This window comes from Streptomyces sp. NPDC031497, assembly GCF_055580905.1.
In genome coordinates this window covers 360,410-373,804 of record NZ_JBVIKO010000005.1, presented here as the reverse complement: position 1 = coordinate 373,804, position 13,395 = coordinate 360,410, and the positions used below count along the sequence as shown (strand labels likewise).

At 71.9% G+C, this 13,395-nt stretch carries 14 protein-coding genes, 3 tRNA genes and 1 pseudogene; 11 read left to right on the top strand and 7 right to left on the bottom strand.

The features are described from left to right. Nucleotides 1–2: 2 nt before the first annotated feature. Nucleotides 3–1,016, bottom strand: coding sequence for a CE1 family esterase (locus ACZ5K7_RS13105; RefSeq protein WP_468913040.1), 1,014 nt, complete (start codon nt 1,014–1,016; stop codon nt 3–5). Nucleotides 1,017–1,207: 191 nt separating this feature from the next. On the opposite strand from ACZ5K7_RS13105, the gene ACZ5K7_RS13100 reads away from it, so the two are divergent. Together ACZ5K7_RS13100 and ACZ5K7_RS13095 are read left to right on the top strand one after the other, a co-directional pair. Further along, nucleotides 1,208–2,059, top strand: coding sequence for a helix-turn-helix transcriptional regulator (locus ACZ5K7_RS13100; RefSeq protein WP_468913038.1), 852 nt, complete (start codon nt 1,208–1,210; stop codon nt 2,057–2,059). A gap of 143 nt (nt 2,060–2,202) precedes the next feature. After that, on the top strand, nt 2,203–2,721 hold the full coding sequence (locus tag ACZ5K7_RS13095) for a P-loop NTPase family protein (RefSeq protein ID WP_468913036.1): 519 nt from the start codon (nt 2,203–2,205) through the stop codon (nt 2,719–2,721). 127 nt (nt 2,722–2,848) lie between these two features. Here the strand turns inward: ACZ5K7_RS13095 and ACZ5K7_RS13090 are convergent, their stop codons facing one another. Next, nucleotides 2,849–3,067 (bottom strand): hypothetical protein, encoded by a 219-nt coding sequence (locus ACZ5K7_RS13090; protein WP_468913035.1) that lies wholly within the window; start codon nt 3,065–3,067, stop codon nt 2,849–2,851. 206 nt (nt 3,068–3,273) lie between these two features. Here ACZ5K7_RS13090 and ligD point away from each other — a divergent pair, with 206 nt between their 5' ends. After that, entirely contained in the window at nt 3,274–4,293 is a 1,020-nt protein-coding gene (gene ligD, locus ACZ5K7_RS13085) for a non-homologous end-joining DNA ligase (protein WP_351705411.1), read from the top strand. 119 nt (nt 4,294–4,412) lie between these two features. Beyond that, nucleotides 4,413–5,450 carry a LacI family DNA-binding transcriptional regulator gene (locus ACZ5K7_RS13080; protein WP_450973060.1) on the top strand — a complete coding sequence of 346 codons (1,038 nt, stop codon included), beginning with the start codon at nt 4,413–4,415 and terminating at the stop codon, nt 5,448–5,450. Nucleotides 5,451–5,462: 12 nt separating this feature from the next. On the opposite strand, the gene ACZ5K7_RS13075 is transcribed toward ACZ5K7_RS13080, so the two are convergent. Next, nucleotides 5,463–6,251, bottom strand: a complete 789-nt coding sequence (locus ACZ5K7_RS13075) for a VOC family protein (protein WP_351705809.1) — start codon at nt 6,249–6,251, stop codon at nt 5,463–5,465. Nucleotides 6,252–6,509: 258 nt separating this feature from the next. Between ACZ5K7_RS13075 and ACZ5K7_RS13070 the strand changes: the two genes are divergently transcribed. From ACZ5K7_RS13070 to ACZ5K7_RS13050, 5 genes are all read left to right on the top strand, one after another. Further along, nucleotides 6,510–6,764 carry a WhiB family transcriptional regulator gene (locus ACZ5K7_RS13070; protein WP_351705417.1) on the top strand — a complete coding sequence of 85 codons (255 nt, stop codon included), beginning with the start codon at nt 6,510–6,512 and terminating at the stop codon, nt 6,762–6,764. Between the two features lie 140 nt (nt 6,765–6,904). Continuing rightward, nucleotides 6,905–6,976, top strand: a tRNA-Gly gene (locus tag ACZ5K7_RS13065). Nucleotides 6,977–6,987: 11 nt separating this feature from the next. Next, nucleotides 6,988–7,059 (top strand) — tRNA-Glu (locus ACZ5K7_RS13060). Between the two features lie 30 nt (nt 7,060–7,089). Then, the gene (locus tag ACZ5K7_RS13055) at nt 7,090–8,418 is read left to right on the top strand and encodes an SDR family NAD(P)-dependent oxidoreductase (protein ID WP_468913032.1); all 1,329 of its coding nucleotides are present in this window, start codon (nt 7,090–7,092) and stop codon (nt 8,416–8,418) included. Beyond that, entirely contained in the window at nt 8,415–9,587 is a 1,173-nt protein-coding gene (locus ACZ5K7_RS13050; protein ID WP_450973058.1) for a leucine-rich repeat domain-containing protein, read from the top strand. Before ACZ5K7_RS13055 ends, ACZ5K7_RS13050 begins: the two co-directional genes overlap by 4 nt. A 3-nt stretch (nt 9,588–9,590) precedes the next feature. On the opposite strand, the gene ACZ5K7_RS13045 is transcribed toward ACZ5K7_RS13050, so the two are convergent. Beyond that, entirely contained in the window at nt 9,591–9,890 is a 300-nt protein-coding gene (locus tag ACZ5K7_RS13045; RefSeq protein ID WP_468913267.1) for a hypothetical protein, read from the bottom strand. Nucleotides 9,891–9,892: 2 nt separating this feature from the next. Next, nucleotides 9,893–10,114, bottom strand: a pseudogene (locus ACZ5K7_RS13040) (hypothetical protein); the annotation flags it as partial. Nucleotides 10,115–10,240: 126 nt separating this feature from the next. On the opposite strand from ACZ5K7_RS13040, the gene ACZ5K7_RS13035 reads away from it, so the two are divergent. Together ACZ5K7_RS13035 and ACZ5K7_RS13030 are read left to right on the top strand one after the other, a co-directional pair. After that, nucleotides 10,241–10,316, top strand: a tRNA-Trp gene (locus ACZ5K7_RS13035). Nucleotides 10,317–10,778: 462 nt separating this feature from the next. Beyond that, entirely contained in the window at nt 10,779–11,390 is a 612-nt protein-coding gene (locus ACZ5K7_RS13030; protein ID WP_468913030.1) for a hypothetical protein, read from the top strand. Here the strand turns inward: ACZ5K7_RS13030 and ACZ5K7_RS13025 are convergent. Continuing rightward, complete coding sequence (locus tag ACZ5K7_RS13025; RefSeq protein WP_468913029.1) at nt 11,387–12,232, bottom strand: hypothetical protein; 846 nt, start codon at nt 12,230–12,232, stop codon at nt 11,387–11,389. The two genes, ACZ5K7_RS13030 and ACZ5K7_RS13025, sit on opposite strands and share 4 nt — an antisense overlap. A gap of 67 nt (nt 12,233–12,299) precedes the next feature. Beyond that, nucleotides 12,300–13,274, bottom strand: coding sequence for an acyl-ACP desaturase (locus ACZ5K7_RS13020; protein ID WP_351705431.1), 975 nt, complete (start codon nt 13,272–13,274; stop codon nt 12,300–12,302). Nucleotides 13,275–13,395 lie beyond the last annotated feature (121 nt).

The following is a 13,395-nucleotide window of genomic DNA, read 5'->3' as shown; positions in this document are numbered from 1 at the left end:
TCTCACCGTGGATGTGGAGTTTCGGCCGCCTGCATGGCCTCGCTGAAGAAGCCCCAGATGGCGGCCGGGGCATCGAGGGTGCGGTCGGTCCTGCCCATGAGCCGGGGGAAGCGGTAGTCGGGATTGGGGATCGTGTGGCCGCCGCCGGAGACCGTGAACGCCACGACGGGGGCCTTGCCGGGCTGGGCGTAGCGGGTCTCGATCACCGAGGGGCCGTCCGCGCCGCCGTCTCCCTCCAGCGGCGGTGTCGTCGGTGGCCAGCTGATCGGAGGCCGGGTGATGCCGTTGACCTCGGCGAAGGCACGGGCGGTGGCCTCGGCGGACAGCACGGTGCCGCGCTTCTGGAAGCCGAAGATGCTTGCCTCTCCACCCTCGTACGGCATGATCGGGTCGCTTGTGCCGGCGATGAGAAGCACGGGCAGGGGGTGCTTCGGCTCCGCAACCGCCCACTGGTCCGGTGTGGGCAGGCCCGCCCCGATGACCGCGATGGCGGCAATCCTCTCCGGCGTCCGGGCGGCGAGCCTGAAGGCCATCTGCCCGCCGTTGGAGAAGCCGGCGACGAACACCCGGGCGGGGTCGATGCCGTGACGCTGCCGGAACCGCTCGACGATCGCGGCGATCAGGCCCTCGTCGTCGACGTCCTCCTTACGGGCGGGGGTGACCGCCGCGGTCCGGCCGTCGTTCCAGCCGCGCTTGTAACCGTCCGGATAGACCACCGCGAACCCGTGCCGCTCGGCCAGCCTGTCGAAGCCGTACCCGGTGACCGTACGCATGGTCTTCCCGTCCTGCTGCGAGCCGTGCAGGACGAACAACAGCGGCGAGCCGGACGGCAGGTCCGCGGGCACGAAGGCCCGGTACGCACGCGTCCGGTCGTCCACAGTGATGGTGTCCACCGTCACCGGGGCGCTCAGCCGTGGTTCGGTGGGTCTGGGGCTGTGCAGGAAGTACCCGTAAGCGGCGACGCACACCAGCACCACCACGCCGATCGAGGCCAGTGCCGTCACCGAGGCGCTCACCGGCGTACCCCCTGGCTCATCGCGTAGTCGAGCACGCCCGTTCTGAATACCCGCATGGCCTTGTCCTGCCTTCTTCCACGTACTTCCGCGTCGTTCTGCCTGCGCTTTCACCCTGTGATGGCAGCCGGGGCGGTATCCAGGGACCGAGAGTCCGTGGCTGGCCGGCGCGTACCCGCCGTACCGTGGTGCCCATGGACAAGCACGCTCTCGCGGCGTTCCTGCGCGGCAGACGGGAACGTGTACGCCCCGAGGACGTCGGCCTGCCGTACGGGCCCAGGCGGCGCACCCCCGGGCTGCGCCGCGAGGAGGTCGCACAGCTCGCGCACATCTCCGTGGACCACTACAGCCGCCTGGAACAGGCCCGCGGACGCCGTCCCTCGCACGCCGTCCTGACCGGCATCGCCCGCGCGCTGCGCCTGTCCGACCAGGAGCGCACCCACCTCTTCCGGCTCGCCGGAGAGGCGGCGCCCGAGTCTGTCCAGGGGCCCTCCCGCAACGTTGACCCCGGCACGCTGAACCTGCTGGAGCGCCTGACCGACGCCGGCGCCCTCGTACTCGACAACACCTGCCGGGTGCTGGCCTGGAATCCCCTGGCGGCAGCCCTCTTCGAGGACTTCTCCGCCCTGACCGGCCCGGACCGCAACGTCATCCGCCGCTACTTCCTGCACCCCGACGCCCAGCACCGCGGCTACGGCATGACCCAGCCCCACCGGTTCGTGACCGCAGCCGTCAGCTATCTGCGCGTCGCCGCCGCCCGCTACCCGGACAATGCCGAACTCCGCACCCTCATCGACGAACTGCTCGCCGGCAGCGAGGACTTCGCCCGCCTGTGGAACTCCCACGAACTGCGCATCGAACACCACAACCACCAGAAGGTCCAGCACCCTCAAGTCGGGCCGATCGAGCTGGACTTCGACGTCCTGACCCTGCCAGGCCAGGACCAGCAGCTGGTCATCTTCACCGCTGAACCCGACTCCCGCGCCTACCGGACGCTGCAACTGCTCAAGGTCATCGGCACCCAGCGCATGAACATCGCCACCTGATCCGCGGCATCCACACCGACTTCGGCCGCCGGCAAGTCGAACTGCCCACGGGGCCAGGTCAGTAAGGGATGGCAAAGACCCTGCCCGACTCGGGTGAGGAGCGCGGGAGCGTTCACGCCAGGGTGCCGGGATAGGGTGCCCCCGTGGAACGGATCTTGGTGGTAGGTGTCACCGGCGCGGGCAAATCAACGCTTGCCCAGACCTTGAGCAGCCGGCTGGGCCTGCCTTACCACGAGATGGACGCGGTCTACTTCAACGGCCCCGACTGGGCCGTCAACGACAAGTTGACCGAAGACGTGTCAAGGCTCGCTGCCGGATCTCGCTGGATCATCGACTCTCTCGGCTATCCGGAAGTCCGTGACCTGCTGTGGGACCGGGCCGACACCGTGATCTGGCTGGACTACCCCAGACGCGTCATCATGCCGCGCGTGCTGCGCCGGTCCTTCCGGCGCAGCGCCACGCGCGAGGTCCTCTTCGGCGGCAACAGGGAGACCTGGACGGGCTGGCTGAGCCGGGAACACCCGGCCTGGTGGGCCTGGTCGCAGCACGGGGCCCGCCGCCGCGAAGTCGAGCGCCGTATCCGCGATCCCCGCTTCGCCCCTCTCGACACCCTCCGCTTCGGCCACCCCGATGACATGGCGGCCTGGCTGGCATCCCTCTGATCCGGCAGGCCAGGCACCTGGGCCATGCCCGCGGGCAACTGGTCGGCCGGCACCGCATCGCGGTGTCCCAGGCGGGACAGGCGTACGCGGGGGCCGCGTACGGCGGGTTCAAGAGCGCGGTGTACTACTACAGGAGACCACCGTTCGCCGACCGGCCGGCCGTCGACCCCAGGTAGGTCCCGGACGGCACGTTCGGGTTCCCGGAGATCCGATACCGCGTGACCACATACGTGGTCGCGGCCTGCCCGTCGAGGTGGTTCAGAGCCCTCCCGACGTTCCCGATCGTGCTGAGCGCGCCGCCCGCGGCGGCCGTCACCTTCACCTTGCCGTGCGGGAGGCGTTTCACCTTGAGAGATGATTGTGAGAAACGATCTCTTGTGGTCCCGCTGAAACCGCATCTGACCAGCAGGTATCCGTGACGGCGCAGAACCACCCCACGACTCTGCGAGCGGTCCCCGGTACGCGCTCGCCGTGCGCTGCACCCCCACCGAGGCCCGGGGGACTGTGTCGAGCCGATATGCGCGGTGCGGGCGGTGCGCCTACGGTGGCCGCATGGGTGATGCGGTGGAACTGGAGGTGGCCGGCCGGACCGTACGGCTGTCCAGCCCCGACAAGGTGTTCTTCCCGGAGCGCGGTTTCACCAAGCTGGACGTCGCCCGCTACTACGCGGCCGTGGCCCCCGGCATCCTGCGCGCCCTGCGCGACCGCCCCACCACCCTCCAGCGCTACCCCGACGGCGTCGAGGGCGAGTGGTTCTACCAGAAGCGCGCGCCCAAGGGCATGCCCGACTGGATCCCCACCGCCCACATCACCTTTCCCAGCGGCCGCACCGCCGACGAGATGTGCCCCACCGAGGAGGCCGCCGTGGTGTGGGCCGCTCAGTACGGCACCCTCACCTTCCACCCCTGGCCGGTGCGCCGCGCGGACGTGGACCGTCCCGACGAACTCCGTATCGACCTCGATCCGCAGCCCGGTACCGACTTCGCCGACGCCGTCCGCGCCGCCCACGAACTGCGCGCCGTCCTCGACGAGTTCGGCGGGCTGCGCGGCTGGCCCAAGACCTCCGGCGGCCGGGGGCTGCATGTCTTCGTGCCCATCGAACCCCGCTGGACCTTCACCCAGGTCCGGCGCGCCGCGATCGCCGTGGGCCGTGAGCTGGAACGCCGGATGCCGGACCAGGTAACGATCAAGTGGTGGAAGGAGGAGCGCGGCGAGCGCATCTTCGTCGACTACAACCAGACCGCCCGGGACCGCACCATCGCCTCCGCCTACTCCCTGCGGCCCCGCCCGAACGCCCCGGTCTCCGCACCGCTGCGCTGGGAGGAGGTCGACGAGGTCCAGCCGGGCGACTTCGACCTCGTCACGATGCCGGCCCGCTTCGCCGAAGTCGGCGATGTGCACGCCGACATGGACGACCACGCCTACTCCCTGGACGCCCTGCTGGAACTCGCCCGCCGCGACGAACACGAACACGGCCTCGGCGACCTGCCGTATCCGCCCGAGTACCCGAAGATGCCGGGTGAGCCCAAACGCGTCCAGCCGAGCCGCGCACGGCCGGAACAGCCCTCCTGACGAACGGACTCGGAGCGGGCACCGGGCCCGCGGCAGGCTGTCCCGCCCCGGAGAGCGCTCCCGTCGCCCCGCCTGCCCGGGGCTATGCTGATCGACAGCCGCCGACGAGGAGGGCCGAGGTGTCCGAGGCAGTGTCGCGCCCCACACTGGAGGCCGTGGCCGCGCGGGCCGGGGTGTCCCGGGCCACCGTGTCACGGGTGGTCAACGGCGGGGACGGGGTGCGCGAACCGCTCGTCGAACGGGTCCGGAAAGCGGTCGAGGAACTCGGCTACGTCCCCAACCAGGCGGCCCGCAGCCTGGTGACCAAACGGCACGACGCGGTCGCCGTCGTCATCGCCGAACCCGAGACGCGGATCTTCACCGACCCCTTCTTCGCCCTGCAACTGCGGGGCATCAGCAAGGAGTTGACCGCTCACGACAACCAGCTCGTGCTGCTGCTCACCGAGGGGCGGGACGACCACGCACGGGTGGCCCGCTACCTCGCCGGCGGCCATGTCGACGGCGCGCTCGTCTTCTCGCTCCATCTGGACGATCCGCTGCCCGGCCTGATCGAGGGCGCCGGCGTCCCCACCGTGTTCGGCGGACGGCCCGGCTGGAGCGACGGCTCCGACAGCGCCGTGTACGTCGACTGCGACAACCGGGGCGGCGCCCGGGACGCCGTACGGCATCTCGCCGGCCTCGGCCGGACCCGGATCGCCCATATCACCGGCCCCCTGGACCAGACGTCGGCCGCCGACCGCCTCCAGGGCTACCGGGACGTCATGGACGTCCTGGGGCAGGCCGATCCACGGCTGGTCGTGCCGAGCGACTTCACCCCCGCCGGCGGCGAACGCGCCATGGGCGAACTCCTCGACCGCTGCCCGGACGTCGACGCCGTGTTCGCGGCCAACGACCTCACCGCGCTCGGCGCCCTGCGCGTCCTGCGCGAGCGCGGCCGCCGGGTGCCCGAGGACGTGGCCGTCATCGGCTTCGACGACGTCCTGCCCGTCACCGAGGAGACCGAGCCGTCACTGACGACGGTCCGTCAGGACATCGAGGAGATGGGCCGGTTGATGGCCAGGCTCCTGCTGGGCTCCCCGACCCGGGGCAAGCCGGCGACGGGCGCGCCGTCCAGCGTCATCCTGCCCACGACACTGGTACGGCGCGCCACCGCCTAGGCCGCCTCCGGCTCAGCTCTGCTGCTCGCCCTTGATCACCGCGAACCGGGCGCCGTACGGGTCGGCCAGCTTGGCCATCCGGCCCACACCCTCCAGCGTGGTCGCCGGCATCCGTACCTTGCCACCGGTCTGCTGCGCCTTCTCCACCACCGCGTCCGGGTCCTCGACCTCGAAGTACGGCAGCCAGTACGAGCCGATCTGCGCCTCGGCCGGGTCCTCGGCCAGCGGGACCATCCCGCCGAACACCGAGTCGTCGTCGCCGTCCGCCGGGTTGACACACGTGTACGTGCCGCCCGGGAAGGGCACTCCGGAGGTCTCCAGACCGAGCACCTTGTGGTAGAAAGCGGCGGCCGCCGCGATGTCCGGGGTGTACAGCTCGACCCAGCACAGCGAACCCGGATCGCCCGCGATGTCCACGCCCTTGGTCAGCCCGGGCTGCCAGATTCCGAAGGGCACGCCCGCCTGGTCGGCCAGGATCGCCATCCGGCCCTGGCTCATCACGTCCATCGGCTGGGCGAGGACGCTGCCGTGCGCCTGCTCGGCGGTCTTGGCGGTGGCCTGTGCGTCCCCGCTCTGGAAGTACACGGTCCAGCTCGGCGGGCCCTGTTCGGGAGTGGTCTGCATACCTCCGGCGACGGTCCTGCCGTCCAGTTGGAAGAAACCGTAACCGCCGGCGTCGGGCCCCGCCGACTGGAACTGCCAGCCGAAGAGGCCGTTGTAGAAGGAGACGGCGCCGTCGATCTCGGGGGTGCCGAGGTCGATCCAGTTGGGAGCGCCGTTGACGAAACGGGTGGTGAGCATCATCGCCCTCCTCGGAAGGGTCCCGTGCATTGCAGAGCCGAGTCTTCCACCGCCCACTGACAATCGCTGAGGAGCGCGCCCACCGGAACCCGGTTACCGTGGGTCACCTGACGCACTCGGCGGGTTTTGATTCCGTTGCGCGCGCCGCCGTGCGCAGGCGTGGCGCCGTCGCGCATGATCGAGGCTGGAGTGGTCCGCCGCACCCGCGTTGAGCGGGCGTTGATCGAACGTTTTTCGCCGCTTGGCACGATCCTGGCCATGCACTTCGACACCACCATCCCACCCCGCACGCCCGTCCCGGTCTGGCATGCGCAGGCGCTGTGCGCGCAGACCGGGGCGGACTTCTTCTTCCCCGAGCCCGGCAGCTCGGTGCGCGAGGCGAAGCGCATCTGCGGTATGTGCGAGATGCGTTCGGCCTGCCTGGAGTACGCCCTCGACAACGACGAACGCTTCGGCGTCTGGGGCGGCCTGTCCGAGAAGGAGCGGCTGGAACTCCGGCGCGCCTCCCGCTGACCCACGACCGCCCCGGAAGAGCCGACACCCGGCCGCCCCGGAAATGTCCGACCAGGACCGCTCCGGAAGAGCCGGACCACGGCCGCCCCGGAAAATGTGTACGGTCCCTCGCCGCGCCCGGTTACGATCCCGGGACGCGGCCGGGCGTAGCGCAGAGGCAGGCGCACCGCCTTGCCCAGGCGGACACGCCGGTTCGAATCCGGTCGTCCGGGCCGCGCGACGAGGTCCTGTAGAGCAGAGGCAGACTCGCCACCCTCTCAAGGTGGATACGCCGGTTCGAATCCGGCCGGGACCACGGTACGACGGACACGGGGCGGCGGGACGGATGAGCGAGGCGATCACCGAGGCGGAACTGACGGCTTTCCACGCCGTGGTGGGGAAGCTGCGGGCGCTGCCCGTCGACGACCCGGTGCGGCTGCGCGCCGAGCAGGTCGCCGCCTCCTTCGCCCGCGACGGACGGCTGCGGCGCCGCAAGGAACGCGGCGCCGAACTGTCGTCGGCGGACGCCGCGGTGATGGCCGCGACCGCGACCGGCGCCCTGGACCGCCGCGAGGACGCGCCACTGGCCGGACCCGGCGCCGGGGGCGTCTTCCGCAAGCCGCGCACCTGCTATGTCTGCAAGTCGCCCTATCGACAGGTCGACCCCTTCTATCACCGGCTCTGCCCCGGCTGCGCCGCAGACAACACCGCCCGCCGCTCCCTGAGCACCGACCTGAGCGGACGCCGGGTGCTGCTCACTGGCGGCCGGGTGAAGATCGGCTTCCAGCTGGCGCGGATGATGCTGCGCGACGGCGCCGAGGTCCTGGTCACCTCCCGCTTCCCGCACGACACCGTGCGCCGCTTCGAAGCCGCCCCCGGCAGCGAGAAATGGCTGGACCGGCTGGCCGTGCTCGCCGTCGACCTGCGCGACCCGCGCCAAGTGCTCGGCCTGTGCGAGGAGTTGCGGCAGGCGGGCGAGCCGCTGGACATCCTCGTCAACAACGCGGCCCAGACCGTGCGCAGACCGCCCGAGTCCTACGCGCTGCTGGCCGCAGGGGAGCGCGCCGCGCTGCCCCCGGGCGCCCGGCGGGCCCCCGGGTTCACGCCGCTGCGGACACCGGCGAACGGAGCCGGGTACCTGCCCGTCGCGCTGCGGGAGGCCGACGAGGCGGGCCTGCTGCCCGATCCCTCTCCCGAGAACTCCTGGTCGGCCCGGCTCGGCGGCCTGGACCCGGCCGAGGTCCTGGAGACCCAGCTCGTCAACGCCCTTGCCCCGGCCCTGCTCTGCGACCGGCTGCTGCCGCTGCTGCTGGCCTCGCCGCACCCACGCCGGTACGTGGTCAACGTGACCGCCGTCGAGGGCCGCTTCGCCGTCCGTAACAAGATGGCCGGCCATCCGCACACCAACATGGCCAAGGCCGCCCTCAACATGCTCACCCGCACCAGCGCCGCCGAACTCGCCGAGCGGGGCGTCCACATGTGCGCCGTCGACACCGGCTGGATCACCGACGAGAACCCGGCGCCGAAGAAGGCCCGGACGGCGGGCGCGGGCTTCCGCACCCCCCTCGACATCGTCGACGGGGCGGCCCGCGTCTACGACCCGATCGTGCGCGGTGAGGCCGGCGACCCGGTGTCCGGGGTGTTCCTGAAGGACTACCGGGAGGCGGCGTGGTGAGCGAGGAGCCGAGGTTCGCCGGGGTACCGCATGTCGTGCCGCGCCCGGCCGCCGAACTCGCCCCGCTGCTCGACTGGCTGCGGGCCGGGCGCCCGGCGGGGGAGCGGCTGGACTTCACGGCCGGCACCGCGCTGCCCGACGGCCGCCTAGACCTGTGCAAGCAGGGCGTCGGCGCGGCGGGCGCCGCCCTGATCGCCGACGCCCTGGGCGAAGGCCCCACTCCGGTACGGCATCTGCTGCTCGGTACGGACGCGCTCGGCGACGAGGGCGCCGCCGCGGTGGCCGGGTCCGGCGCCGAGGTCGAGACGCTCTACCTCGGCTGCAACGGCATCACGGCGGGCGGCGCCTGCCGGATCGCCGACCAGCTGCGCGCCTCCCCCCAGATCGTCACCGGCGTCTGGCTGAAGCGGAACCCGCTGGGCAGCGGGGGCGGGCGGGCCGCCGCCGAACTCATCGAGTCCGCGCGCTCCCTGCGCACCCTCGACCTCGTGCAGACCGGGCTCGACCCGGCCGGAGCGGCGGTGCTGGCCGACGCGCTGCTGGTGGCCGCCGACGGCGGGCGCCGGATCGAGCGGCTCTTCGTCGGCGGCAACCCGCTGGGCGAGGCCGGTGCCCGGGCGCTGGCCGCCGTCGTCGCCGGGGGCGCGGTCGACGAACTGTACGTGTCCGCGGCCCGGTTGGGCGACGCGGGTGCGCTGCTGCTGGCCGACGCCCTGGACCGGGCCCCGTACGGGCGCCTGTCCCGGCTCTCCGCCGCCAGCAACGGCATCGGTCCCCGGGCCGCCGCCCGCCTGGTGACGGCGGCGGCCTCGGCCGGGGTCACCCTGCTCGACCTCGGGCGGGTCCGCGCGGCCGCCGTGCTCGCGGCGCCGGACAACCGGCTGGACCTGGCCGCCGCCGAGACCGTCGGGCAGGCCCTCGCGGGCACCGAGCACCGCCTCGCCCATCTCGTCCTGACCCACACCGGCCTGCGCAGCCGCGAGGCCCACCGCCTCCTCGACCACGCGGCCCAGGCCGGCACGGCCACCCGCTACCGCCTCGGCACCGGCATCGCCGCCGGCGTCAAACGCCGTCTGGCCGACCTCAGCGCCCACATCCCGGCACCGACGCTCCCGGCCGACGTCGCCGCCGTACGCAGTGTGCACCGGACGGCACCGCCGGAGGACTGACCCTCAGCTCCCGCGCATCTCCATGAACACCTCCATCCAGTACCGCTGTTGCCGCTCCGACGCCCCCACCAGGTAGGTCGCGCGCAGCTTCGCCGGGAGCAGGGCCGCCAGCCGGACCACCACCGCCCGGTGCCTCTTCAGCCGGGACAGCTCGGCGTTGGCGAGGATCTGATGGACCACGTCGCTGTCGCCGCCGCCCTCGTCGGAGTGCGCGGCGGCCCGGCGCAGCCGGGCCTCCCAGGCATCGACGTCCCGGGCCAGCTCGCGCAGGCCGGTGACCGGGCGGCCCTTGGAGCGGTCCATTGCAGCAGACAGGTGCCGTCGCCCGAGGCGACGACGGCCGCGGTGTCGATCGCCGTCGTCGGGATCTGGTGCGCGCACTTCGAGTACAGCCACGACGCCACCGCCGACTCCGTCAGCCCGAAGTCCGGCAGGGCGGCCTCCTTCAGCCGCCGCGCCTGTGCGACCGTCTCCTGATCCGCCGGCCGGTACGCCTCGAGTGCCCTGCGGTCGGCCAGATCGACCACAGGCGGGCGTGGCCGCCCCCCGCTCTCCGTACGCCATGTGCAGCCCCCCGCCGCGCAGTTCCCCGACGCTTCATCGGTATCAGCCGCCACTGACATCGGGCCAAGGCATTACGATCTGACGCAAGGGCGGGGCCGTAGCGCAGAGGCAGGCGCACCGGTCTCCAGAACCAGAGCACGCCGGTTCGAATCCGGCCGCCCCGCCCCCCTGGAAGGGCTTCTGGACGGACGCCACCAGAACGTCCAGCCGGCCGTACGGCCCGCGGGCGCGCTCCGGGCGACCTGCTCGCGGATCCGGTCCGCCGGCCCGGACCAGGCCGGGAACGGGCCCAGAACAGGCCCGGACCAGCCCCGGAACCAGGTCTCCCCGTCGTCGTCCGCCGCAACGGCCACGGTGGCCAGGGCCTCACCCACGTCGGCGCCCTGCCGCCAGGCCGAGCCGAGGCCGAGCCGGATCTCGTGGCCGGACTGGTCGTTCTCGCTGAACCGATAGGTCATGGCGGCTCCGGTATGCGGCTACCTCGGTCGCCGGGACGGTCCCGGCCCGGCCGTCGCCCGCCCTTCCAGGCCAGGAGCCCTCGGACGGCGCCGCACAGCGGAGACATGCGGGCGGCCCGCTCGCGCGGCACGCTGGTAGGAGAGCCAGGTGGCGATGGGAGGAGCTCCCATGGGACACACGGAACAGCGGCCCGCCGTCAGCACCCGGGCCGAGAAGCCCGTCGGCACCGGGAGCGTCTTCCTCTCCTTCGCCCCGTGGATCATCTTCGGCGTCGTCGCGAACCCCAGCACCTGGGAGTACGCGGCGCTGGCGGCGCTGGTCGCGGCGGTCGTGCTGTCCGGCAAGGACATGCTCCGGGGCCGGTTCTTCGTGCTGGACATGGTCGCCATCGTGTTCTTCGCCGTGCTCTGCGTCCTGGCCCTCGCCCTGGACCGCCACGAGCTGATCTGGCTGGAGACCTACGCCCAGGTCATCTCCAACGCGGTGGTGGCCGTCGTGGCGCTCGGCTCCCTGCTCTCCGACCCCTTCACGGCGCAGTACGCCCGCCACTCGGTGCCGCGCGAGTACTGGAGCTCGCCCGTCTTCACACACGTCAACAGGGTGCTGACCACGGCCTGGGGCGTGGTCTTCGCGCTGATGGCCCTCTCCACCTGGCTGGCCGTCCGCCTGCCCGGACAGAGCGACTGGTTCAACTGGGTCGTCCCCATCGTCCTGCTGGTCTGGGCGGTGAAGTTCACCGAACGCTACCCGGACCGGTACAAGGAACGAGCGACGGCCTAGGCGATGGCCCCCGCGGTCACGACCAGTTCCCGGGTCGTGCCGTGGAAGGTTTCCAGCAGTTGGGCCAGTACCGCCCAGGCATCCTCGCGGTCCCCCAGGTGGTCGCGGACCAGCGGGCGCAGGGCGTGCTCGGCCTCGGCGATCCGGCGCGGGAACATCACATGGCCCAGGGAGAGCACCTTCAGCACGTCCCGGGCGGGGCTGTGGCCCACGGCGTACTCGGCGGGGTCCGTCATGATCCCGGCCTGCCGGACGCGGAAGTCGAACTTGCGGTGGGCGCCGAACTGGGCGCGCAGCGAGGGCGGGCAGTCCGGGCGGACGGCCAGGGCCCACCGGACGTAACCGGGAAGGGAGTTCTCGCGGTCCGCCTCCGCGACCGTCTGCCAGTGCTCGCGCCGGTACACCATGGAGGTGGCCTCCCGTGCGGCGGCCATCGTGGTCGACTCGCGCAGGGCCGGCACCAGGCCGAGGCGAGCGACCCGGTCCGGGACCGGCGGATGCTCGTAGTCGTCGCGCAGGACCGGGTCGACCTCCACCGCGAGCAGCCGGCCCGGGCCGAACGGCACCCCGTCCAGGATGGCCCTGCGCAGCGCCGTGTCCCGGTCGGAGAGGAGGCGCCAGACGACGGGGTTGAGACCTGGGTCGTCCTCCTGGAGCATCCACAGCACCACCGAGGACGGCAACGCCGGCAGCTCCCACGGGATCCGGCGCCGGGCCTCCCGGAGGTCCTCCGGCGCCGGCCGGGGCAGCCCGACACGCGTGCGTACCCGGTCGGCGTCCCCGGAGCCGATCAGGTCGAGGAGGAAGCCGACCGCCCGGCCGGAGGTGATGTCAGCAGGCATGCGCGCATGATGCCGCAGGCCACCGACAGGGCGCACCGGGAAATCCGCGCGCCCGCCCCTCGGGGGTTCACGCGCCGGCGCGCGCCGCCATCCGCGCCTTGCGCGCGGCCAGCTTCTCGTCGAACTTCAGCGCTTCCGCGTCCAGCCCGCCCATGAACAGGCCGAGTTCCTCCTGCGCCTGCCGGCCCTCCGGGCCGAGGCCGTCGATCTCCAGGACCTTCAGGTGGCGCAGTACCGGCTGGATCACGTCGTCGTGGTGGATGCGCAGGTTGTAGACCTCGCCGATGGCCATCTGGGCGGCGGCCCGCTCGAAGCCGGGGATGCCGTGGCCGGGCATCCGGAATTCGACCACGACGTCACGCACCGCCTGCATGGTCAGATCGGGGGCGAGTTCGAAGGCGGCCTTCAGAAGGTTGCGGTAGAAGACCATGTGCAGGTTCTCGTCGGTCGCGATCCGGGCCAGCATGCGGTCGCAGACCGGGTCGCCGGACTGGTGGCCGGTGTTGCGGTGCGAGATGCGGGTCGCGAGCTCCTGGAAGGCGACATAGGCGACCGAGTGCAGCATCGAGTGCCTGTTGTCGGACTCGAAGCCCTCGCTCATGTGCGACATCCGGAACGCTTCCAGCTTGTCCGGGTCGACCGCGCGGGAGGCGAGCAGGTAGTCGCGCATCACGATGCCGTGCCGGCCCTCCTCGGCGGTCCAGCGGTGCACCCAGGTGCCCCAGGCGCCGTCCCGGCCGAACAGCGAGGCGATCTCGTGGTGGTAGCTGGGCAGGTTGTCCTCGGTGAGCAGGTTCACCACCAGGGCGATCCGGCCGATCTCGGTGACCTTGGACTGCTCCTTGCCCCAGGCCACGCCGTCCTCGAAGAAACCGGGGAAGTTACGGGCGTCCGACCACGGCACGTACTCGTGCGGCATCCAGTCCTTGGCGACCTGCAGATGGCGGTTCAGTTCCTTCTCGACCACTTCCTCCAGGGCGTACAGCAGCCGTGCGTCGGTCCATGCGGACGAGCTGCCGAGAGTGGGGGAAGTGATCGTCACGAGAACTCCAGGGGGACGCCGAACACGAGCGAATGAACGGGAGAAGACCGGCGAGCGGTGCCGGAAACCTACGTGATCGTAGGCTACGAACCCGTAGGTTACGAAGCCGTAGGTTAAGCGC